The organism is Paenarthrobacter sp. TYUT067 (genome assembly GCF_023656375.1).
Taxonomy (GTDB): Bacteria; Actinomycetota; Actinomycetes; order Actinomycetales; family Micrococcaceae; genus Arthrobacter.
Map to the genome: position 1 here is coordinate 16,518 of NZ_JAMOIT010000005.1, position 21,336 is coordinate 37,853.

At 63.2% G+C, this 21,336-nt stretch carries 20 protein-coding genes; 15 read left to right on the top strand and 5 right to left on the bottom strand.

The genetic code is table 11. From position 1 onward, the window contains the following. The first annotated feature begins 145 nt into the window (after positions 1 to 145). From MOD31_RS05600 to MOD31_RS05640, 9 genes are all read left to right on the top strand, one after another. Positions 146 to 1,888: a nitrite/sulfite reductase gene (locus tag MOD31_RS05600; protein ID WP_250820081.1), complete on the top strand. Its 1,743-nt coding sequence runs from the start codon at positions 146 to 148 to the stop codon at positions 1,886 to 1,888. Further along, complete coding sequence (locus MOD31_RS05605) at positions 1,885 to 2,637, top strand: phosphoadenylyl-sulfate reductase (protein WP_142938254.1); 753 nt, start codon at positions 1,885 to 1,887, stop codon at positions 2,635 to 2,637. The genes MOD31_RS05600 and MOD31_RS05605 overlap by 4 nt, the downstream gene beginning before the upstream one ends. Continuing rightward, positions 2,634 to 3,680: a sulfate adenylyltransferase subunit CysD gene (gene cysD / locus MOD31_RS05610; RefSeq protein ID WP_250820082.1), complete on the top strand. Its 1,047-nt coding sequence runs from the start codon at positions 2,634 to 2,636 to the stop codon at positions 3,678 to 3,680. Before MOD31_RS05605 ends, cysD begins: the two co-directional genes overlap by 4 nt. After that, positions 3,681 to 5,084: a sulfate adenylyltransferase subunit 1 gene (locus MOD31_RS05615; protein WP_250820083.1), complete on the top strand. Its 1,404-nt coding sequence runs from the start codon at positions 3,681 to 3,683 to the stop codon at positions 5,082 to 5,084. Between the two features lie 99 nt (positions 5,085 to 5,183). Next, complete coding sequence (gene mmuM / locus MOD31_RS05620) at positions 5,184 to 6,137, top strand: homocysteine S-methyltransferase (RefSeq protein ID WP_250820084.1); 954 nt, start codon at positions 5,184 to 5,186, stop codon at positions 6,135 to 6,137. Positions 6,138 to 6,292: 155 nt separating this feature from the next. Next, the gene (locus MOD31_RS05625) at positions 6,293 to 7,438 is read left to right on the top strand and encodes an ABC transporter substrate-binding protein (RefSeq protein WP_250820085.1); all 1,146 of its coding nucleotides are present in this window, start codon (positions 6,293 to 6,295) and stop codon (positions 7,436 to 7,438) included. 92 nt (positions 7,439 to 7,530) lie between these two features. After that, positions 7,531 to 8,262 carry an ABC transporter ATP-binding protein gene (locus MOD31_RS05630; protein WP_166839796.1) on the top strand — a complete coding sequence of 244 codons (732 nt, stop codon included), beginning with the start codon at positions 7,531 to 7,533 and terminating at the stop codon, positions 8,260 to 8,262. Beyond that, entirely contained in the window at positions 8,252 to 9,196 is a 945-nt protein-coding gene (locus MOD31_RS05635; protein ID WP_250820086.1) for an ABC transporter permease, read from the top strand. Before MOD31_RS05630 ends, MOD31_RS05635 begins: the two co-directional genes overlap by 11 nt. Before the next feature lie 144 nt (positions 9,197 to 9,340). After that, positions 9,341 to 9,898 (top strand): dihydrofolate reductase family protein, encoded by a 558-nt coding sequence (locus MOD31_RS05640; RefSeq protein WP_250820087.1) that lies wholly within the window; start codon positions 9,341 to 9,343, stop codon positions 9,896 to 9,898. A gap of 234 nt (positions 9,899 to 10,132) precedes the next feature. Here MOD31_RS05640 and MOD31_RS05645 read toward each other — a convergent pair whose 3' ends face one another. Then, positions 10,133 to 10,744: a DUF305 domain-containing protein gene (locus MOD31_RS05645; RefSeq protein ID WP_250820088.1), complete on the bottom strand. Its 612-nt coding sequence runs from the start codon at positions 10,742 to 10,744 to the stop codon at positions 10,133 to 10,135. A gap of 143 nt (positions 10,745 to 10,887) precedes the next feature. Continuing rightward, a complete protein-coding gene (locus tag MOD31_RS05650) occupies positions 10,888 to 11,331 on the bottom strand; it encodes a DUF6153 family protein (protein WP_250820089.1) in 444 nt (147 codons plus the stop codon). Positions 11,332 to 11,460: 129 nt separating this feature from the next. Between MOD31_RS05650 and MOD31_RS05655 the strand changes: the two genes are divergently transcribed. The 6 genes from MOD31_RS05655 (at position 11,461) to MOD31_RS05680 (ending at position 18,770) form a co-directional block, all read left to right on the top strand. Beyond that, positions 11,461 to 12,504, top strand: coding sequence for an LLM class flavin-dependent oxidoreductase (locus tag MOD31_RS05655; RefSeq protein WP_250820162.1), 1,044 nt, complete (start codon positions 11,461 to 11,463; stop codon positions 12,502 to 12,504). A 163-nt stretch (positions 12,505 to 12,667) separates the two neighbouring features. Continuing rightward, complete coding sequence (locus MOD31_RS05660; protein ID WP_166839800.1) at positions 12,668 to 13,579, top strand: glutaminase; 912 nt, start codon at positions 12,668 to 12,670, stop codon at positions 13,577 to 13,579. Positions 13,580 to 13,594: 15 nt separating this feature from the next. Next, positions 13,595 to 14,446, top strand: coding sequence for a DNA alkylation repair protein (locus tag MOD31_RS05665; protein ID WP_238703381.1), 852 nt, complete (start codon positions 13,595 to 13,597; stop codon positions 14,444 to 14,446). Positions 14,447 to 14,536: 90 nt separating this feature from the next. After that, on the top strand, positions 14,537 to 15,814 hold the full coding sequence (gene cobA / locus MOD31_RS05670; protein ID WP_250820090.1) for a uroporphyrinogen-III C-methyltransferase: 1,278 nt from the start codon (positions 14,537 to 14,539) through the stop codon (positions 15,812 to 15,814). A 20-nt stretch (positions 15,815 to 15,834) separates the two neighbouring features. Continuing rightward, a complete protein-coding gene (locus tag MOD31_RS05675) occupies positions 15,835 to 17,301 on the top strand; it encodes an FAD-dependent oxidoreductase (protein ID WP_166839803.1) in 1,467 nt (488 codons plus the stop codon). Between the two features lie 89 nt (positions 17,302 to 17,390). After that, entirely contained in the window at positions 17,391 to 18,770 is a 1,380-nt protein-coding gene (locus tag MOD31_RS05680) for a rhodanese-like domain-containing protein (protein ID WP_250820091.1), read from the top strand. A gap of 97 nt (positions 18,771 to 18,867) precedes the next feature. On the opposite strand, the gene MOD31_RS05685 is transcribed toward MOD31_RS05680, so the two are convergent. From MOD31_RS05685 to MOD31_RS05695, 3 genes are all read right to left on the bottom strand, one after another. After that, on the bottom strand, positions 18,868 to 19,245 hold the full coding sequence (locus tag MOD31_RS05685; RefSeq protein WP_142938269.1) for a hypothetical protein: 378 nt from the start codon (positions 19,243 to 19,245) through the stop codon (positions 18,868 to 18,870). 103 nt (positions 19,246 to 19,348) lie between these two features. After that, entirely contained in the window at positions 19,349 to 20,029 is a 681-nt protein-coding gene (locus tag MOD31_RS05690) for a FadR/GntR family transcriptional regulator (protein WP_142938270.1), read from the bottom strand. Then, complete coding sequence (locus tag MOD31_RS05695; RefSeq protein ID WP_250820092.1) at positions 20,026 to 21,312, bottom strand: MFS transporter; 1,287 nt, start codon at positions 21,310 to 21,312, stop codon at positions 20,026 to 20,028. Before MOD31_RS05695 ends, MOD31_RS05690 begins: the two co-directional genes overlap by 4 nt. Positions 21,313 to 21,336: the final 24 nt, after the last annotated feature.

The following is a 21,336-nucleotide window of genomic DNA, read 5'->3' on the forward strand; positions in this document are numbered from 1 at the left end:
AAGGGCCAGAGCGCCACAATAAGAACCTGCACAAGATGCCCTCAGCAACAAGGCCAATGACGCCTTCGTGACGAAATGTTTCCCTAGGTGACTTAGCATTTCCGGACCTTTGCTGGCGAAATCTGGCCAGACCTACAGTCGATGTATGACAGATACAGCTGTAGCCGGTGCGTCCGCGGACACCGCAGTCCCCTCGCGTCCGGCGCGCACCCGCCCTGCCGCCAAGCCCCACGGCCAGTGGAAGGTTGACGGCACCGCTCCACTCAACGCCAACGAGACCTGGAAACAGGAAGACAACGGGCTGAACGTCCGTGAACGCATTGAGTCTGTCTACTCCAAAGAGGGCTTCGATTCGATCGACGGCACCGACCTTCACGGCCGCTTCCGTTGGTGGGGCCTCTACACCCAGCGCAAGCCCGGGATCGACGGCGGCAAGACCGCAACGCTTGAACCGCACGAGCTCGAAGACAAGTACTTCATGCTGCGTGTGCGCATTGACGGCGGCGCGCTGACCACCGAGCAGCTTCGCGTTATTGGCCAGATTTCCGTGGACTTCGCCCGCGGCTCAGCGGACCTCACGGACCGCCAGAACATCCAGCTGCACTGGATCCGTGTTGAGGACGTGCCGGAAATCTGGCGCCGCCTCGAAGGTATCGGGCTGTCTACTACTGAGGCTTGTGGCGACGTTCCCCGCGTCATCCTCGGCTCCCCGGTTGCGGGCATTGCCAAGGACGAGATCATCGATCCCACACCGCTGATCCACGAGCTCGCCGAGCGTTTCATCGGCGATCCCGAGCTGGCCAACCTGCCGCGCAAGTACAAGACCGCCATCACGGGCCACCCGTCCCAGGACGTGGTGCACGAGATCAACGACTTCGCCTTGGTAGGCGTGGTTCACCCTGAGCTCGGCGCGGGCTACGACCTCTGGGTTGGCGGCGGCCTGTCCACCAACCCGCGCCTGGCCGAACGCCTGGGTGTGTTCGTTTCCGCCGACGTCGCCGCAGAGGTGTGGCTCGGCGTCACCAGCATCTTCCGCGACTACGGCTACCGCCGCATGCGCACCAAGGCCCGCCTGAAGTTCCTCATGAACGACTGGGGACCGGCCAAGTTCCGCCAGATCCTTGAGGACGAATACCTCGGCTTCAAGCTTCCCGATGGCCCTGCAGCTCCCAAGCCCACGGCTCCCGGTGACCACATTGGTGTTCATGAGCAGAAGGACGGCAAGTTCTTCATCGGCGTGACCCCGACTGTGGGACGCACGTCCGGCGAGGCACTCGTTACGCTGGCAGACACTTTGGAGAAGCACGGCAGCTACCGCCTGCGCACTACTCCTCACCAGAAGCTGGTCATCCTGGACGTGGCCAAAGAGCAGGTTGAGCCGCTCATCGCCGAACTGGACACTTTGGGCCTCTCGGCTCGTCCGTCCGTGTTCCGCCGCGGCACCATCGCCTGCACGGGCATCGAGTTCTGCAAGCTGGCCATCGTGGAAACCAAGGTCACAGCTGCTACGGCCATCGCTGAGCTGGAGCGCCGCTTGGCCGACCTCGTGGAAACCAAGCAGCTCCCGTCGGCACTGTCCCTCCACATCAACGGCTGCCCCAACTCCTGCGCCCGTATCCAGACGGCCGATATCGGCCTGAAGGGCATGATGCTGCCAACGCCCGACGGCGACCCCACCCCGGGTTTCCAGGTCCACCTCGGTGGCGGGCTGGCCAACAACGAGCGCGAGGAAGCCGGTTTGGGACGTACCGTCCGCGGCCTCAAGGTCACGGTGGAAGACCTGCCCGACTATGTGGAGCGCGTGGTCCGTAAGTTCGTCGCCGTTGGCGCCGAGGGCCAGACCTTCGCAGAGTGGGCACACTCGGCAGATGAAGGAGATCTCCAATGACAGATCCCGTCACCATTACCAACCTCGCCAGCGCACCAGCCCGTCCGGCGCTTCGTTCCCATGAGGAACTTAAGGCCCTGGCCGAATCCGGCGCCGCTGAGCTCGGCTGGAACGCTCCTGCCCGGGATGTCATCGCCTGGGTGGCCCGCAACTTCGAGCTGCCTACGGTCACGGTCGCCTGCTCCATGGCCGACGCCGTCCTGCCGGCTTTGGTCGCGGACCAGCTTCCCGGCGTCGATGTCTTGTTCCTGGAAACCGGCTACCACTTCAAGGAAACGTACGAGACGCGCGACGAAGTCGCGGCGAATCTCCGCGTCAACGTGGTGGACGTCCTTCCCGAAACCACTGTGGAACAGCAGGACAGGCTCCTGGGCAAGGACCTGTTCGCCCGCGACCCCGCCCAGTGCTGCGCGCTGCGCAAGGTCCAGCCGTTGCGCCGCTCGCTGGCTGGCTACGAGGTGTGGTTCACCGGTGTCCGCCGAGACGAAGCACCCACCCGCACCAACACGCCCGTGGTCACCTGGGATGAGGGCTTCGGCCTGGTCAAGGTGAACCCGATGGTCGACTGGACCTTCGATCAGCTGATCGAGTACTCCGAGGACAACATCCTTCCCGTCAACCCCCTCCTGAGCCAGGGCTACCCGTCCATCGGCTGCCAGCCCTGCACCCGCAAAGTGGCCCCGGGTGAAGACCCCCGCGCCGGCCGCTGGGCAGGTTCCGACAAGACAGAATGCGGACTACACACATGAGCACCCAAACAACGTCAACGGACGCCTACGCAGCAGATGCCGCCCCCGCCCCTTCGCTGGACGGCAATGCTGCAAGCAGCATTGCGTCCAGCTTCGACAGGCCCGATGCCACTCCCGGGGCGGCATCTGCTGCTTCGGCTCTGCAGTCAACTCGCCTTTCGTCACTGGACACCCTCGAGTCCGAAGCAATCCATATCATCCGCGAGGTTGTTGCCGAGTTCGAGAAGCCTGCGCTGCTGTTCTCCGGCGGCAAGGATTCCGTGGTCATGCTGCACCTGGCCACCAAGGCGTTCTGGCCGGGCAAGGTTCCCTTCCCTGTCCTTCACGTGGACACCGGCCACAACTTCCCGGAGGTCATCGACTTCCGTGACCGCACCGTTGAGCGTCTGGGCCTGAAGCTGGTTGTTGGCTCAGTCCAGGAATTCATCGACCGCGGCGAGTTGGCTGAGCGTGCCGATGGGACCCGGAACCCGCTGCAGACCGTTCCGCTGTTGGATGCGATCCAGCGCAACAAGTTCGACGCCGTGTTCGGCGGCGGCCGTCGCGACGAGGACAAGGCCCGCGCCAAAGAACGCATCCTGAGCCTCCGTGACGAGTTCGGCCAGTGGGACCCGCGCAACCAGCGCCCCGAACTGTGGAACCTGTACAACGGCCGCCACACTGTGGGCCAGCACGTCCGTGCGTTCCCCATCAGCAACTGGACCGAGCTGGACATTTGGCGCTACATCGAACGCGAGAACATCGAGCTTCCCAGCCTGTACTACGCCCACGAGCGCGAAGTCTTCGCCCGCGAAGGCATGTGGCGCGCTGTGGGCGAAGTTTCCCAGCCGCTGCCGCACGAGGAAGTCATCACCAAGCTGGTGCGCTACCGCACGGTGGGCGACATGTCCTGCACAGGTGCTGTCGAGTCCGACGCACGCACCGTGGCCGACGTCGTTGTTGAAGTCGCTGCCTCCACCCTGACCGAACGTGGCGCCACCCGAGCAGATGACCGCATCTCCGAGGCAGCCATGGAAGACCGCAAGAAGGACGGCTACTTCTAAATGAGCACCGAAACATTGGCTGCCGGGCTGGAAACAGCCCTGCCCACCACCCTTTTCCGTTTCGCCACTGCCGGATCGGTGGACGACGGCAAGTCCACTTTGGTGGGCCGCCTCCTTCACGATTCCAAGGCAATTCTTGCTGACACGCTCGACGCCGTTGCCCGCACCTCTGCGGACCGCGGCTTCGGCGGGGAAAAAGGTGGGATTGACCTGGCCCTCCTGACCGACGGCCTGCGTGCCGAGCGCGAGCAGGGCATCACCATCGATGTCGCCTACCGCTACTTCGCTACGGACCGCCGCAGCTTCATCCTGGCGGACTGCCCCGGGCACGTTCAGTACACCAAGAACACGGTGACCGGCGCGTCCACTGCGGATGCCGTCGTCGTACTCATTGACGCCCGCAAGGGTGTGCTGGAGCAGACCCGCCGGCACCTGTCCGTGCTGCAACTGCTTCGGGTTGCCCACGTCATTGTGGCCGTGAACAAGATCGACCTGGTGGACTTCAGCGAGCAGGTGTTCCGCGACATCGAAACTGACGTGCAGAAGGTTGCCCGTGAGCTCGGACTGGGTTCCGACGGCGTGGCTGACCTGCTGGTGGTGCCGGTGTCGGCCCTTGATGGCGACAACGTGGTGGACCGCTCTGAGCGCACCCCTTGGTACACGGGCCCGGCACTGCTGGAGGTCCTCGAAACCCTCCCTGCTGCTGACGAGCTTGAGGCCGAACTGGAGAGCTTCCGCTTCCCGGTCCAGCTGGTGATCCGCCCGCAGGGTGCCCTCGCTCCCGACGCTGTAGCTGGTGGGCTCGATGTGGAGGCGTACCGCGATTACCGCGCCTACGCAGGCCAGATCACCGAAGGCTCCGTGAAGGTTGGCGACGAAGTTTCTGTGATCAGCCCGGGCCACGAACCTCGCACCACCACGGTGATCGGCATCGACTTTGCCGGTCAGTCGCTGGAGGAAGCTGCTGCTCCGCAGTCAGTGGCCGTCCGTTTGGCCGACGAGATCGACATCGCCCGTGGCGACACTATCGCCGCTGCCGGAACTGTCCGCGAAAGCACAGCTGACCTGTATGCCTCGCTCGCATGGCTTTCACCGAAGCCGCTCCGCGAAGGCCAGAAGGTCCTGGTGAAGCACGGTACGCGCACCGTCCAGGCACTGGTTCGCAACGTCACGGGCAAGCTTGACCTGGCCACGTTCAACGTGGAGCCCGCGACCAATCTGGAGCTCAACGACATTGGGCACGCACAGCTGCGCCTGTCCGCTCCGCTGCCGCTGGAGAACTACCTGCACCACCGCCGCACCGGCGCTTTCCTGGTGATCGACCCCATCGACGGCAATACTCTCGCCGCCGGTCTTGTGAAGGACCACCCGGGCGACCACGAAGACGAACGTTACGTCATCTAGGGTCACACACAGTCACAAAACCGCAGCTTGTTCGCGACTCCTCACGTTGTACGGCGGGAATTTCGAACAGGCTGCGGTTTTCTTTTTGGGGAAGGACCCATGCCACAGAACACCTCGCTCAGCACTCTCCTCAACGCCGGCAAGGATCTGGTCCTGGACGGTGCGTTGGCCACGGAACTGGAAGCCCACGGCTGCGATCTGGAGGACGCATTGTGGTCGGCCAAGGTGCTGCTGGAACAGCCGCATCTGATCAAGCAGGTTCACCGGGATTACTTCGACGCCGGTGCCTCCGTGGCCATCACGGCCAGCTACCAGGCGACCCCGCAGGGTTTCGCCAGGCGCGGGTTGTCCGTAGAAGAGTCGTTGGAGTTGGTGGCGTTGAGCTTCCGGCTGGCCGATGAAGCCCGCCAGGAAGCCTTGGCGGAAGGTTCAGCGAGTGGGCCTCTATTGGTGGCCGGATCCGTTGGCCCGTACGGCGCCTACCTCGCTGATGGCTCTGAATACCGCGGCGATTACACGCTTTCCGCCGCGGAATTCCGGGACTTCCACCGCCCGCGCATCTCTGCGCTCGTGGAGGCCGGCGTGGATTTCCTGGCATGCGAGACCCTGCCGTCGTACGCCGAAGCAGAGGCGCTGTTGGCGCTCGTGGCGGAGTTCGACGTCGAATCCTGGTTTACGTTCACGCTGCGGGACAGCGGCCACATCAGTGACGGAACGCCGATTGCTGACGTGACTGCGCTGCTCAGCGCGGAACCGCGGGTGGCCGCCGTCGGCGTCAATTGCGTGCCGCTGGAACTGGTGACCGAAGCGCTTGCCAACCTTCAGAAGTCCTCGACCAAGCCGCTGGTGGCGTACCCGAATTCGGGGGAGACCTACGATGCTGTGAACAAGACGTGGGGTCCTTCGGAGGGCGTTCAAGGTAACGGAACTTTGGCGGGCAACGCAGCTTTTTGGCTTGACCGGGGCGCCCATCTCATAGGTGGATGCTGCCGCACAACTCCACGCGACATTGAAGGCCTGGCAGCGAATATGACGCCACGTGAACCTGCGTGAACCTTGATTTCTACGGGATTGAAGCCGAAATATGACAGTCCCTACTGTGAAGGCATGACCTCTCCGGAATGGTCCTTGCTTGCCCTCGACGGGCGATGTCACGGGGCCTGATCTTCGCCCCTCTCGCATCCCACATCTCCTAAGGACCCACCCCCATGGCTAACACACCCGAGTCGCCCAACACGGGCACCACCCGCATCGTCGCCGGTGAATCCGCATCCAAGCCCAAGCGCCGCCGCACACTGGAAATCGGCCTCGCCGTCGGCCTCGTGCTGCTGATCGGTGCAGGCGCTGCAGTTGCTTCCGCTGTCTCGCAAAACAACCAAGCTGCACCGGCACCCACCACCACGCCTGCAGCCGAACTCAAACTCGGATACTTCAGCAACGTCACGCACGGCCCCGCGCTGGTAGGCACCAGCAAGGGCCTCATTGCCAAGGAACTTGGCGAAACCAAGCTCAGCACCCAGGTCTTCAACGCAGGCCCCGCCGCGATCGAAGCCTTGAACGCCGGCGCCATCGACGCCACCTACATCGGCCCGAACCCGGCCATCAACTCCTTCGTCAAGAGCAAAGGCGAGTCCATCAGCATCATCGCCGGTGCCGCTTCAGGCGGTGCCCAGCTGGTGGTCAAGCCGGAGATCACCTCCGCAGCCGACCTCAAAGGCAAGATCCTCAGCTCCCCGCAGCTCGGCGGAACCCAGGATGTGGCCCTCCGGGCCTGGTTGGGCGATCAAGGCTTCAAGACCAACACCGATGGCAGCGGCGACGTCAACATCAACCCGACAGAAAACGCCCAGTCGCTGAAGCTCTTCCAAGACGGAAAGCTCGACGGCGCGTGGTTGCCTGAGCCTTGGGCCTCCCGTCTGGTGCTCGAAGCCGGAGCGAAGGTGTTGGTTGACGAGAAGGACCTCTGGGAGAACGGTGACTTCACCACCACCATCCTGATCGTGAACAAGAAGTTCGCCGCAGAACACCCGGAAACCGTGAAGGCGCTCCTGAAGGGCCACGTTGAATCCGTGAACTGGCTCAACTCGGCCTCGGCTGAGGAGAAGGCGACCACCATCAACGCGGTTCTCAAGGACACGGCAGGCAAGCCGCTTCCCGCGAACGTGATTGAACGCGCTCTGCAGAATATCAAGTTCACCACCGATCCGCTGGCTGGAACCTACAACAAGCTCCTGGAAGACGGCGTCAAAGCCGGAACCACTCAGAAGGCCGATATCAACGGCATCTTCGACCTTCGCACATTGAACGAGGTTGAAGGCAAGAAGACCTCAGCTGCAGGTCTTGGCCAGGACTAAGCAGTAACAGGCTGGTCCGCTTCCCTCAGCACGGGGGAGCGGGCCGGCCTTTAGCCACATCAGCTCTACCAATCAACACGAAGGACGGGACCATGCCAGTCGTACTCGAGAACCTGGGCAAGCGCTTCGGCGACGGCGCCCCGGTGCTGGACGACGTCAACGCCACCATCGCGCAGGGCGAGTTCGTCGCCCTCCTCGGTGCGTCCGGCTGCGGCAAGTCCACCCTGCTAAACATCATGGCGGGACTGGAAAGGCCGACGTCGGGCGCTCTTGAAGTACCCAGCGACGGTGCCGCCTTCATGTTCCAGGACGCGTCCCTGTTCCCTTGGCTGACCGCGCGCGGAAACATTGAGTTGGCGTTGCAGCTTGCAGACAAGTCCAGCACCAAGGCCAGCCGGCGTGCCCGCGCCACGGAACTCTTGGAACTGGTGCATTTGGGCGGCGCGGGGGATAAGCGTCCCCACGAACTGTCAGGCGGCATGAGGCAGCGCGTTGCCTTGGCCCGCTCCTTGGCTCAGGACCGTCAGTTGCTGCTGATGGACGAGCCGTTTGCTGCCCTTGACGCCATCACCCGTGACCTTCTGCACGATGAACTTGAGCGTATTTGGAAGGAAACGGGCCGGACCATCGTGTTCGTTACCCACAACGTCCGCGAGGCCGTTCGCCTGGGCCAGCGCGTACTGCTGTTGTCCTCGCGTCCCGGCCGTGTGGTGGCCGAATGGGACGTCACCGAAGAGCACCGCACCGATGCCGGGCGCGCAGGGGAGCTCACCGGAACCATCACGCGCCGCCTTCGCGAGGAGATCCGCCGCCATGCCAAGTAACCCCATCACCACCGAAGAGCGGACCCTTCCCGTGACAGATTCCAAAGAGCACATCACCTCGCCGTCGCTGAAGGGCAACGCCTCGGAACTCCGGGACCTTGAAGCAGGCCTGGACAACCTCCAGTCGGACAGCGGACGTAAAACCGGCATCGAATGGAAACGGGTACTGCTGCCTGTTGCCGCCTTGGTGGTCCTGATTCTTGCGTGGCAGTTCTACGTATCCCTCGAGTTCAAACGACGTGACCTGGTTCCCGGGCCCCTGGACGTTCTCACCCAGTTCGTCACTATGTGGAGCGAAGGTAAAGTCCAGGAAGCAGTGTGGACATCGCTGCAGCGTGGTGTGATCGGCTTCCTGATTTCGGTGGTCATCGCTACCCCCGTGGGGTTGATCCTGGCTCAAGTGGCTCCCTTGCGCCGTGCGTTCGGGCCGCTCATTTCCGGTTTGCAGGTGCTCCCTTCCGTGGCATGGGTTCCCGCTGCCATCATCTGGTTTGGCCTCACTGACGCCACCGTCTACTTCGTGGTGTTCATGGGCGCTATCCCGTCCATCATCAACGGGCTCATCTCCGGTGTGGACCAGATCCCGCCGCAGTACCGCAGTGTGGGCACAGTTCTCGGAGCGAACCGTCTCCAGATGGCACTGCAGATTGTCCTGCCAGCAGCTCTTCCCGGGTACATCGGCGGCTTGAAGCAGGGCTGGGCTTTCTCCTGGCGTTCACTCATGGCCGCAGAGATCATCGCAGTGGGCGGAACGATTGGGTTCGGTCTGGGCTCGCTGCTGGATCAGGGGCGTTTGCTCTCCGACATGACAATCGTGATGTCCGCGATCCTGCTGATCCTGTTTGTGGGAATCCTGATCGAACTGCTTGTGTTCGGGCCCATTGAGAAGCGTTTGCTGCAGCGTCGGGGTTTGCTGGCGGGAAGCAGCCGCTAACCCTCCGGAGTTTTCGTACACATAATGCCCTTAAGAGCCCTTCTTTGGGGCATTATGTGTACACAAACTCCTGTTCGCGGGTTCACACCCCATCGGCTTCTGGCTCCCCTTCCTCCGCTCTCTGCGCGCACCTAGAATCGTCGAATGGGCCTTCTAACGTTCAGTATCAACGTCACTCTTGATGGTTGCGTCGACCACCGGGAGGGAATCGCGGACGACGAGACTCATGCCCTCTTCACCCGTCTCCTGGAGCAGGGCGGTGCGATGCTCTGGGGCCGTACTACCTACGAAATGATGGAGAGCTATTGGCCCTTGGTGGCAAGCGGTGAAGTAGACGCACCGCCAGCGTTGCGGGAGTGGGCGCTGACCCTGGAGACAATACCCAAGTACGTCGTATCGTCCACTCGGTCAAAATTCCCCTGGACCAATAGCCACCATCTTGTTGGCGATCTGCAGATTGCGGTGCAGGAACTCAAGGACAGGACCCCCGAGGGCGTGCTGGTCGGCAGCGGCAAACTAGCCACAGAACTGGACCGCCTTGATTTGATCGACGAATACAAATTCCTTATCCATCCCATGATCGCTGGCCACGGGCCCACCCTGTATCAGGGCGGGCTGCCCAGCACCCGGCGCCTCAAGCTTGTCTCATCGGAGCCGCTCAGCAACGGCGCGGTCTACATGCACTATCGACGAGCCGATTGAGGGCCGGTCCCGCACCGCGCGCACCCGTTTCCGCCTACCGCACCCGTTTCCGCCTACCGCACCCGTTTCCGCCTACCGCACCTTTTCGGCGTGGGGACCGCTCCCTTTCGCGCCTTCCGCGCCAGAGGTTACGGGGGCGCCAGGCGGTAGAGACTGCGGTGCCTGGCGGAAAACCCGACGCGAACGCACGACGGCGACCTGCCGCCGTCGTGTGTTCGCCGTGCAACAGGCCTGCTAGAGGGTGGCCAGCAGGGCTTTCATCTCCTGAATCTCCTTCTCCTGCGAGGTCACGATGTCCTTGCTCAACTGGATGGCCTCCGGGAACTTGCCTTGGCTGGTCTCCGTCTTAGCCATGCTGATGGCGCCTTCATGGTGGGCAATCATCTGTGAGAGGAAGATCTTGGACGCTTCCGTGCCCTGGGCTTCACTGAGTTTCTGGAGGTCGCTTTCGCTGACCATGCCGTCCATGCCGTGGCCGCCATGACCTGAGGAACCCATGACCGGCATGTTCCAGCTCTGGAGCCAGCCCGTCATCTTCTCAATTTCGGGTGCCTGAGCCGCTTTGATCTTATTGGCCAACTCCGTTATCGCGGCAGGAATGTTGGCCTTTGCGAGCATGGCATCGGACATCTCCACCGCTTGGGCATGATGGGGAATCATCATCTGGGCAAACATGACGTCCGCCGCGTTGTGCTCTGCAGAAGTGATATTGGTGGGCGCGCTGGTATTGGAGTTTCCGTGGTCCATTCCCGGCATGGAGCCAGGGTTCGCGGGAGAGGCACAGCCCGCCACAGCAAGGAGACCTGCAAAAGTGGCGGCGCTAAGGGTGAGCTGGGTTTTGTTCATCAGGGTTGTGGTCTTTCGATAGTGGGGCGGCCCGGGGCGCGAGCCATCCTGGTGATAAGCACGATGATTGCCTCGTGGTCCTACGTGGAGGGATGCGAGGCCTTGCGAAGGCGGCAAAACTTGGGGCCGCCAAGGCAAAACGCTTACGTCCTACTGATCGAAAGTTGACTCAGGGACGGCTTGGGAGGGAGATAGGTCCACGCTCGCGGTGCTTCGACTGTGGCCCACGGACCATCAGCCAAGCCGCCAGCTCCGCTGCCCGGAAGCGGAGCGACCAAGGAGCCGGTCTTCAACGAGGGGGTGCAGTGCTCAGCGGTTGATTCTGCACATGAGCAGCTACCCGAGGAGCAGGACTGTGCATCAATGCTGGAACCCAGCGGGTGGTGGAGCGTGCTGGCTGCTTGGGAGCCGGGCGTTGCATGCCCGAGATGAGCACTGTGCAGCGCTAAAGCCTGAGTAGCGGGAGCGGAATGGGTCGCATGGGAGTCCGTCACCACATGCATGCCGAAAATTCCGGCAATGACGCCAAACACCAGTACGAGCAGGGAAGCCCGACGAAGGGGTTGTAGAAGTGCTGATGGGCTCACGTTGGGCCTCCTTCCGCCGACTATCCACTGGGGTTACGTTCACCTCTACCATACCCCTGGAGGGTATGGATGCAAACGAGGAATCAGCGTATGTGGAATTCCCTCGCCCCCCGCACGGTTGTCCTGAGCATGCACAAGAAACGGATCGGCTTCCTCTCCTTCGGACACTGGGCGCGTGTACCTGGCTCATTGGTTCCCACGGCTGGGGAGGCCCTGAAGCAGGGGATTGAACTCGCTGTCGCGGCGGAGGAACTGGGCATGGACGGGGCTTTCTTCCGGGTCCACCACTTCGCCCGGCAGCAGGCTTCTCCCTTCCCGCTCCTCAGCGCGATCGCGGCCAGGACCAGCCGGATCGAAATCGGCACAGGCGTGATCGACATGCGCTACGAAAACCCGCTCTACATGGCCGAGGAAGCCGCCGCCACGGACCTCATCAGCGATGGGCGTCTGCAGCTCGGCGTGAGCCGCGGTTCACCTGAGCCCGCCCGGAACGGCGCCGCGAACTTTGGCTACGTCCCCGCCGACGGCGAGGACGGCGGCGACATGGCACGCCGTCACACGGCGCTGTTCCGGAAAGCCATCGCCGGGCACGGTGTTGCCGAAGCCGATCCGCACTACGCTGGCGGAGCCACGGGGCTGCTACCCATCCAACCCCAGTCACCGGGCCTCTCACAGCGGATCTGGTGGGGAGCCGGCACCCGGAAAACTGCCGTGTGGGCCGCAGAGCAGGGCATGAACCTTATGAGCTCCACACTCCTCACCGAGGACACAGGCGTGCCGTTTGATGAGTTGCAGGCCGAACAGATCCACATGTTCCGTGAGGCCTGGGCCGCAGCCGGGCACGACCTTGAGCCGAGGATCTCAGTCAGCCGCAGCGTGATCCCGATTGTGGACGAGGTAGACAACCACTACTTCGGCCTCCGCGCCCAAGCCGACAGCAAGGACCAGGTGGGCGTCCTCGACGGCGCGCTGTCCCGCTTCGGCAAAAGCTACATCGGGGAGCCGGATCAGTTGGCGGAGGAACTTGCCAAGGACGCTGCGGTTCAAGCGGCTGACACCGTCCTGCTCACTGTGCCCAACCAGCTGGGAGTGGATTACAACGCCAAGCTCCTGAGGAACGTAGCAAAGCACGTAGCCCCTGCCATCGGATGGAGTCCACACCTGGCCACATAACCTATGGCTGTGCGTAACGTCCCTGCGTGTACGCCAGCGGTCCACACGGAGCCGCTTTAAGGCAGGTAGTGTTGCTGGCTGTGTGTTGTTGCGCCAAGAGCGCGCGAACACTTGTCGGTCCCTTCAACGGCGAGGGGGCTACGCAGAAAGCAAAGGTTATCCCGTGGACATTCAAAACCTTCTCGAAGACATTGTCGGGGCGGTTCAACCGCACATCGGCCAAGGCAAAGTAGCGGACTATATCCCGCAACTCGGCGCAGTAGACCCGCATCAATTCGGGATCTCGGTAGTCACCCGGGAAGGCGATGTCTTCTCCGCAGGGGACGCCCATGTGGAATTCTCCATTCAAAGCATCTCGAAGGTCTTCGCCCTCGCCCTGGTGTTGGCTGCCGACGGTGACCACATCTGGAAGAGGGTTTTCCGAGAGCCCTCGGGCAACCCCTTCAACTCCCTGGTCCAGCTGGAGAGCGAGGACGGCATTCCCCGTAACCCGTTCATCAACGCCGGAGCCATTGTGGTGACGGACAGGCTCCTTAGCCTTACGGGCAACGCCGCCCACGCAGTCCGGGACCTGATGCGCCAAGAGACCGGCAATGCCGGCGTCGACACGGATCACCGCGTGGCGTCCTCCGAATTGGGCAAAGGGCACCGCAACGCCTCGCTGGCGCATTTCCTGGCGAGCTGCGGCAACTTGGAAAACCCCGTGGAAGAGGTCCTGAACTCCTACGCCGAGCAATGCGCCCTGGCCATGACGTGCGAAGACCTGGCGCTCGCAACCCGGTTCCTTGCATCCAACGGTTTGGGTGCAGATGGGACACTGGTGCTTTCCCCCGCGCAGACCAAAAGAATCAACGCTGTCATGCTCACCTGCGGTACCTACGATGCTGCGGGCGAATTCGCGTACAGGGTGGGGCTGCCGGGCAAGAGTGGCGTCGGCGGAGGGATAGTGGCCGTGGTGCCCAACAAGTGCTCCATCAGTGTGTGGAGTCCCGGCCTGGGAAGGTCGGGCAACTCGGTGGCTGGTGTGGCCGCGCTGGACGAATTCACTACGCGTACTGGCTGGTCGGTCTTTTAGGCGCATTATTGAGTGATGACCCCCAAGTCCGGAAAGACCCCAGACACCGGTAAGAAACTCAACACCGGGAAGACGGCCACCGCTGCCAAGGCCCCCAAGGCAGGCAAGTCCCCAAGAGCCGCGCTGGCGCCGGGCACCCAGCCCACCGCCGTCGAGTTTCTGGCACGGCTGCAAGTGCGGCAGTCCGACGTCGAACAGGCCAAATACCAGCGGTATTTCAAGACGGGCCAAGGAGACTATGCCGAGGGTGACTTTTTCCTGGGCGTCCGCATGGGCGAGGTTTTCACTCTCGGCAAGGAGTTCGCAGCCATGCCCCCGAAGGAGATTGAGGAACTCCTGGAGCAGGACATCCACGAGGCAAGGGCCGGGGCCGTGAAGATCATGGCCCTGCAAATGCAGAAAAAGAAGACCACTGAAGATCGGCGCAGGGAACTTTACGAGCTGTATCTGCGCAGGCACGACCGCATCAACAACTGGGACCTTGTTGACCTGGGTGCCGGACGGGTTGTGGGTGGGTGGCTGATGGATAAGCCGCGCGATCCCCTCTATCACTTGGCCCGTTCGGAGGACATGTGGGAGCGCCGGACAGCCATCGTGGCGACGTCGGCGTTCATCCGCGAAGGCCAGCTGGACGACACTTTCGCCATCGCCGAGATCCTGCTCCATGACACTGAAGACCTCATTAACAAAGCCGTGGGTGGTTGGGTCCGGGATGCCGGGCGCAGTAGCCGCGAGCGCCTCCTGGCTTTCTTGGATGAACACGCTGCCACCATGCCGCGGACGGCGCTTCGTTACGCGATCGAGCACCTCGGCAAGGAGCAGCGGGCCTATTACTTGAGGCTCAGGGACAGTGTTTCTCCGACTTAAGCGGGGAATTATGTGACGTTGGATTACCCAGCGTTACCGGGTGTTTCCGAGCCTTTGAAGCATGTTACGGAGCCGCCCTACAGTTTTTTCATGGCAATACAGGACATTTACCCCACCGCCCTGCGGCTGCTCGGCCGCCCGGTGCTGGTGGTTGGCGGCGGCCCCGTTGCGCAGCGTCGCGCCAAGGGACTGCTCGACGCCGGTGCTGAAGTCACCGTGGTCGCACCCGTTGCCACCGAAACACTTCGCGGTCAGGCAGCATCCGGGCTTCTCACCTGGGAGCCGCGCGAGTACCGCACCTCGGACCTCGACGGCGTCTGGTTCGTCCAGACCGCCACTGGCACAGCCGCTGTGGACACCCAGGTAGCGGCCGACGCCGAAGCTCAGCGCGTCTGGTGTGTCAACGCCTCTGATCACGAAGCATCCGCTGCCTGGACGCCGGCCGTTGCCGTGGTGGACGACGTCAAGATCGCCATCAATGCCGGGGGAGACCCTCGCCGCGCCATGGCCCTTCGCAACGCTGTTGCCACCGCACTGGAAACGGGTGATCTTCCGCTCCGCCGGCACCGTAAGCTGGACGCCGCCGGCAAGGCACCCCTTGGCTCTGTGGCTTTGGTGGGTGGCGGCCCCGGCGACTCGGGACTCATCACCGTCCGCGGCCGACGCCTGCTGGGCCAGGCCGACGTCGTAGTGGCGGACCGTCTTGGCCCCCGTGCGCTGCTGAATGAACTCGCTCCGGATGTCCGTGTGATCGAGGTAGGCAAGACGCCCGGCCATCATCCCGTGCCGCAGCTGGAGATCAACCGCATCCTGGTGGAGGAAGCCCTGAAGGGCAACCGCGTGGTCCGCCTCAAAGGCGGCGATCCCTACGTCCTGGGGCGCGGAGGCGAGGAAGCAGAATTCTGCCGGCAGAACGGCGTCGAGGTTGAAGTAGTGTCCGGCGTGACGTCGGCAATCTCGGTTCCGGCCGCCGCCGGTATTCCAGTGACACACCGCGGCCTGGCCAAGGGCTTCAGCGTTGTGACCGGACATGAAGAGCTGTCCGAGGTCCCCGCGCGCCCCGATCACACTGTGGTGTTGCTCATGGGAGTAGCGCAATTGCGCGATTCCGCGGCTGCGCTGGCAGGCTCGGGTCTGCCTTTGGACACGCCAGTAGGTATCGTAGAGAACGGGTATTTGCCGGATCAGCGCGTCACCATCGGCACTCTGGGCACCATTGCGGACCAGGCGGAAGCCGTCGGCGTGGCCAACCCGGCGGTCATTGTGATCGGCGATGTGGTCCGTGTCAGCCCCTTTGCCCCGCAACATTTCAAGACCGCTGACTACAGCACTATTACCCCCAACCGTCCCCGCGTCCGCAGTAACTGAGAAGAAGAAGGAACACAGCCGTGTCAATTAGCACCCCCGTAGGTTCTGCGGACCGTCCGCTTCGCGTCGCCGTCATCGGCTCCGGCCCGGCCGGCGTGTACGCAGCGGACATCCTGACCAAGAGCGAGGCCGTCAAGAGCGGTGAGCTCACCGTCAGCATCGACCTCTTTGACCGCTACCCGGCACCGTATGGCCTCATCCGTTACGGCGTAGCCCCGGACCACCCCCGCATCAAGGGCATCGTCAACGCCTTGCACAAGGTGCTGGATCGCGGCGATATCCGCTTCTTCGGCAACGTGGACTACGGCACGGACATCTCCATCGAGGACCTCCGCAAGCACTACGACGCCATCATCTTCGCCACCGGCGCCATCAAGGACGCGGACCTGAACATCCCGGGCATCGAACTTGAGGGTTCCTTCGGCGGCGCGGACTTCGTTTCCTGGTTCGATGGACACCCGGACGTTCCCCGCGAATGGCCGCTGGAGGCCACCGAAATCGCTGTCCTCGGCAACGGCAACGTGGCCCTGGACGTAGCGCGTGTTCTTTCCAAGCACGCTGATGACCTGCTGGTCACCGAAATCCCGGACAACGTCTACGCCGGCCTGAAGGCCTCACCCGTCACGGATGTGCACGTCTTCGGCCGCCGCGGCCCGGCACAGGTGAAGTTCACCCCGCTGGAACTCCGCGAACTCTCGCACTCCAAGGACGTAGACATCATCCTCTACGCCGAGGACTTCGAATTCGACGAAGAGTCCGACCGCCAGGTCCAGACGAACAACCAGATCAAGACCATGGTTGGCACGCTCACCAACTGGATCGCCGAGCAGCCCGAGGACCTCTCCGAGCTGAAGGCTTCCCGCCGCCTGCACCTTCACTTCCTGCACAGCCCGGTGGAGATCGTTGACTCCGCCGAGACTCCGGGCAAGGTTGCCGGCATCAAGTTCGAGCGCACCGAACTGGACGGCACGGGCAACGCCCGCGGCACCGGCGAGTTCATCGACTACCCGGTCCAGGCCGTGTACCGCGCAATCGGCTACTTCGGTTCGGCCCTGCCGGACGTCGAGTTCGACCACAAGAAGGGCGTCATCACCAACGACGGCGGCCGCGTCCTGGACGCCGACGGCCAGCACGTCCCGGGCCTCTACGCCACGGGCTGGATCAAGCGTGGTCCCGTAGGCCTGATCGGCCACACCAAGGGCGACGCCTTGGAAACCGTCACGTACCTGCTGGAAGACCGCGAGAACCTGCCGGTTGCCGAGGTTCCCGCAGCTGATGCAGTGGTTGATCTCCTGGACTCCCGCGGCGTGAAGTTCACCAGCTGGGAAGGCTGGCTGGCACTGGACGCCCACGAGCTCGCCCTCGGCGCCGCAGCAACCGAGGCTGGCACCTCCCACGGTGTTGAGGTCAAGCGTGAGCGCATCAAGGTTGTTCCGCGCGAGGACATGGTCAACATTTCCCGCGATGGCGTCGCCGCACAGGTCTAGTCGTTCCATGCAGGGCGGGTCACTCATTTCGGGTGGCCCCGCTCCTGTTTAAAGCCCAGCGGTTCTGGGCCTCAGCGGTACCCTGAATCATGGATGTCGTCGTCATCGAAACTCCTCCGTTGGGCGACCGCAGCTACCTTGTGCACGACGGCGATGTGGCTCTGGTAGTTGATCCCCAACGAGACATTGACCGGGTGGAAGCCGCTGCGCGGGACTCGGGAGTCCGTATTACGCACGTGGCCGAAACCCACCTCCATAACGACTACGTCACCGGCGGGTTGGTGCTGGCCGAAAAACACGGGGCTGCCTATCTGGTGAACGCCGAGGACCACGTCACGTTCACCCGTGTCCCCGTTTCCGATGGCCAGGTCCTCCGCGTCGGCCGCCTTGTAGTCACCGTGGTGGCGACCCCCGGGCACACCCATACCCACCTGTCATATGTGGTGCGGGATGAAGCGCGCGACGGCGGCCCGGCGGCTGTGTTTTCCGGCGGCAGCTTGCTCTACGGCTCGGTGGGGCGGACGGACCTGGTCTCGCCCCATGACACCGCGACGCTGGCGCACCATCAGTATTCATCGGTCCGTCGATTGGTGTCCTCGGCTCATCCAGACGCTGCGCTCTACCCGACCCACGGCTTCGGGTCCTTCTGCTCGACCGGGCCTGCGAGCCGCCAGGAATCGTCAACCATTGGCGAGCAAGCTCTCTCCAACCACGCACTGACGGACCCTGACGAGGACCACTTTGTTGCAGAGTTGCTGGAGAATCTCACGGCGTACCCCGCGTATTACGCCCACATGAGCCCTCTCAACGCCGCCGGTCCGGGCGCAGCGGACCTGTCCGTGCCGGATTCCGTGGATGCCGGTGAGCTGGGCCGGCGGTTGAGGGCCGGGGAGTGGGTGGTGGACCTTCGGCACCGGGTGGCTTTCGCCGAGGACCATCTCCAAGGCAGTGTGGGCTTCGAGTACGGCACTGGAGAGAATTTCACCAGTTACCTCGGCTGGGTGATCCCGTGGAACCAGCCACTGACGTTACTGGGGCCTTTGGCGGAAGTGGAAAAGGCGATCCGCGATCTGGCGAGGATCGGCATCGACAGCCCGGATGCCGCCGTCGGGCCTGACCCAACACCTCTGGAGATTGGGGCGCTGGCGCCGGAGTCTCCCCGTGCCAGATACCCGCACGGGGACTGGACGTTGCTGTTGAGGGAGCGGAACCCTGAGGACGTGGTCCTGGATGTTCGCCGTCCGGATGAGTTCGGGACCTCGCACGTGGCGGGTGCGCTGAACATCCCCGTTTACGAGCTCCTGGGGAGGATCACGGAGGTACCGGATGCCCGGATCTGGGTGCACTGCGCCACTGGATACCGGGCGGGTGTTGCCGCGAGCCTGCTGGACCGGGCCGGGCGCGACGTGGTGCTGGTCAATGCGAGGTTCAGGGACGCGGCCGGGGCGGGGATCGAGGTGGCAACCTGATGCGTTGCGGTCCTGTCCTGACTGGGGCCAGGCTATTCCAAGCCATCAAGGCGGCGCAGCGCACCGATCCGGTGCAGAGGTACCAGCAGGGTACGCCTTATGGCGTTGCCTCATAGGTCCGGATTTTTGTGATCGCTGCGGTCTTTGCGGTGTTCGCGAAACGAAGCACATGGCAGAAGTTCACCACCTGACCGTCTTTGAACAGCGTCACGCCGTCAATGCTTGCTTCCCTGCCGTGGGTGATGACCGAGAGAACACGTAGCTCGACGGCCGGGCTCCTCGGCTCGGCATTGGCAAGAATTGCAGGTAGGCCCCGGGATGCTGCCTTTCCCAGAACGTCCCACTCGGCATCGGGAGAGAGCAGCGATTCCAGTTCTGTTGAATCAGCGCCTGCGAGAGCTACGGCTAAGCGGCGGGCAACCTCATGCCGAGGCGCGTTACCGCAGTTGGGTTCGGTGTGAACGCGGATGACCATACGACCAGTTTGGACTTTTCCTGAGGGCACGTGTCAACCGGACACGCCCTGAGTCGTTCCTCAGCATCACCTTCATCGTCTTCGTCGCCTTCATCGCCGAAAGTTACCGAGGCGCTGAGTCCGAGCAGTAATCCAGATTCCGGTACACGCTCTGCACGGCGGCATCGGGATCATGCGCTTCGAGGGCATCAACCAATTCGTCGTGGCCTTCGCGGGGGATGCCATTGAAGCCACCCTTGCGTTGCTGGCGCAGCAGATCGTTGTGGAAGACGCCGCCGAAGGAAGCGTAGAGCTGGTGCAGCAGCGGATTGCCCGAGGCCAGGGCTACGCGCTCGTGGAATTCCCAGTCGGCGCTGGCCCAGGTGGGGTAGTCCCCGGCCTGCCAGGCATCGTGCCGGAGGGCAAGGAGGCGCCGCATCTCGGCCAGGTCTTCGGTGGTGGCATGCTTGGTGGCCAGACGGGCTGCTTGGGTGTCCAGGCCCAGGCGGACTTCCACGATATGTTCCTGGGTGTGCTCCAGGTACATGCGCTGGGCTGCGCCGGACATCTCGCTGTTGGCCCTGACGTAGGTGCCATCGCCGCGGCGGACTTCCAGCATGCCGGAGTGGGCCAGCGCCTTGATGGCTTCGCGGAGGGTGCCGCGCGAAACGCCCAGTGTGGACATGAGCTCGGGCTCGGCAGGAATTCGCTCCTGGAGCGGCCATTCACCGGACTTGATCATGTCCCGCAGCTTGGCGGTGATCTCCTCGGCAAGGGCCGGGCGATGCGAAGGCGTAAGGGTCATGCTGTCCTCGGTCCGGTCTTGGTGGCAGTGCGCTTACTGGTGAGCATGTGGCAAGTAACCATGAGCGCCACGGCAACCACCGACAGCAGGCTCAGGGGCAACACCCAGCCGCCCGTGGCGCTGTGGAGAAGTCCCATGCCGAAGGGACCAATTGCCGCAATCAAGTATCCCAGCGATTGGGCGATGGTGGAGAGCGCGGTGGTTTCCGCCGTCGAACGTCCGCTGCGGCTGATGATCACCAGAACCAGCGGGAAAATGCCCAAGCCCAACCCGAAAAGAACAGCAGGGACAACGGCCAACGACGTCGGCAGCCAGAGCATGGCGGCAATGGCCACCAGCGTGGAGCTGCTGGCGAGATACAGTGCGGGGCGCAGCATTCCCGGGCGGGAGCCGAAGGCTAACAGGATCATGCCGGCGGCAACGGACACCAGCTGCATCACGCCAAACTGCAGGCCGCTTTCGGAGGCGCTGAGGCCTTGGGACGTGAGGATGTATGCAAACCAGCTCATCACGGCGTAGGCAAGGAAGGCCTGGAAGGTGAAGATTGCGGTGATCAGGATGCCCAAGCGGGTGCGCAGGAGAGGCCACATGGAGACCCTTGGGCGATCAGTTTTGGTGGTGTTCCGGTGAGTGTGCAGGACAACCGGCAGGAATCCAAGCAGGGCCGCGACGCCCAGCAAGCCCCAGGCAGCCAGGCCCATGGACGGGGAACCGAGCTCCTGGGCCAAGGGAACGCTGACGACTGCGGCGAAGGTGGCGCCGCCGGACATGGTGAAGGTATAGAGGCCTGTCATCATGGAGGTGCGCTCGGAGTAGTGCTCACGGATGAAGGACGGCATGGCCACGTTGCACACGGCCAGGCCGGACATCGCCAGGACGGTGCCTCCGAGGAGTGCACCTGTTACCGGAACGCCGCGGACCAGCAGACCGCCAGCCAGCAGTGCCAGCGCAATTGCGATGGCTTTCTCTACACCCACCCGACGCGTGAGCCATGACGTTCCCATGCCCGCAACCGCAAAGCACAACAGCGGGATGGACGGCAGGATGGAGGCCACCAACGCGCCATAGCCCAGTACCTGTTGCAGATCGTGGAACAACGCCGCGGCACTGGTGATGCCTGCCCGAAGGTTCAGGCCGATGAGCACCACGGCAATAATGCCGACGACGGCGACGACGCGCGTCTTGGGAGCCGAAGGGTTCGCAAGGACTGCGGGGGCAACCTGGGCGTTGCTCACAGTGGGGATGTTTCCAGTGCTGGGGGTAAGAGGAGTCGTCGCGGCCATATCTAAAGGTTAGACGTTTGACGT

Excerpts from the sequence above, each read along its gene's own strand:
- MOD31_RS05615 (WP_250820083.1), top strand. The coding sequence starts at position 3,681 with ATGAGCACCGAAACATTGGCTGCCGGGCTGGAAACAGCCCTGCCCACC.
- MOD31_RS05665 (WP_238703381.1), top strand. The coding sequence starts at position 13,595 with ATGACCCCCAAGTCCGGAAAGACCCCAGACACCGGTAAGAAACTCAAC.
- MOD31_RS05605 (WP_142938254.1), top strand. The coding sequence starts at position 1,885 with ATGACAGATCCCGTCACCATTACCAACCTCGCCAGCGCACCAGCCCGT.
- cysD (WP_250820082.1), top strand. The coding sequence starts at position 2,634 with ATGAGCACCCAAACAACGTCAACGGACGCCTACGCAGCAGATGCCGCC.
- MOD31_RS05655 (WP_250820162.1), top strand. The coding sequence starts at position 11,461 with ATGCACAAGAAACGGATCGGCTTCCTCTCCTTCGGACACTGGGCGCGT.
- cobA (WP_250820090.1), top strand. The coding sequence starts at position 14,537 with ATGGCAATACAGGACATTTACCCCACCGCCCTGCGGCTGCTCGGCCGC.
- MOD31_RS05680 (WP_250820091.1), top strand. The coding sequence starts at position 17,391 with ATGGATGTCGTCGTCATCGAAACTCCTCCGTTGGGCGACCGCAGCTAC.
- MOD31_RS05695 (WP_250820092.1), bottom strand. The coding sequence starts at position 21,312 with ATGGCCGCGACGACTCCTCTTACCCCCAGCACTGGAAACATCCCCACT.
- MOD31_RS05685 (WP_142938269.1), bottom strand. The coding sequence starts at position 19,245 with ATGGTCATCCGCGTTCACACCGAACCCAACTGCGGTAACGCGCCTCGG.
- MOD31_RS05635 (WP_250820086.1), top strand. The coding sequence starts at position 8,252 with ATGCCAAGTAACCCCATCACCACCGAAGAGCGGACCCTTCCCGTGACA.
- mmuM (WP_250820084.1), top strand. The coding sequence starts at position 5,184 with ATGCCACAGAACACCTCGCTCAGCACTCTCCTCAACGCCGGCAAGGAT.
- MOD31_RS05645 (WP_250820088.1), bottom strand. The coding sequence starts at position 10,744 with ATGAACAAAACCCAGCTCACCCTTAGCGCCGCCACTTTTGCAGGTCTC.
- MOD31_RS05640 (WP_250820087.1), top strand. The coding sequence starts at position 9,341 with ATGGGCCTTCTAACGTTCAGTATCAACGTCACTCTTGATGGTTGCGTC.
- MOD31_RS05690 (WP_142938270.1), bottom strand. The coding sequence starts at position 20,029 with ATGACCCTTACGCCTTCGCATCGCCCGGCCCTTGCCGAGGAGATCACC.
- MOD31_RS05625 (WP_250820085.1), top strand. The coding sequence starts at position 6,293 with ATGGCTAACACACCCGAGTCGCCCAACACGGGCACCACCCGCATCGTC.
- MOD31_RS05630 (WP_166839796.1), top strand. The coding sequence starts at position 7,531 with ATGCCAGTCGTACTCGAGAACCTGGGCAAGCGCTTCGGCGACGGCGCC.
- MOD31_RS05600 (WP_250820081.1), top strand. The coding sequence starts at position 146 with ATGACAGATACAGCTGTAGCCGGTGCGTCCGCGGACACCGCAGTCCCC.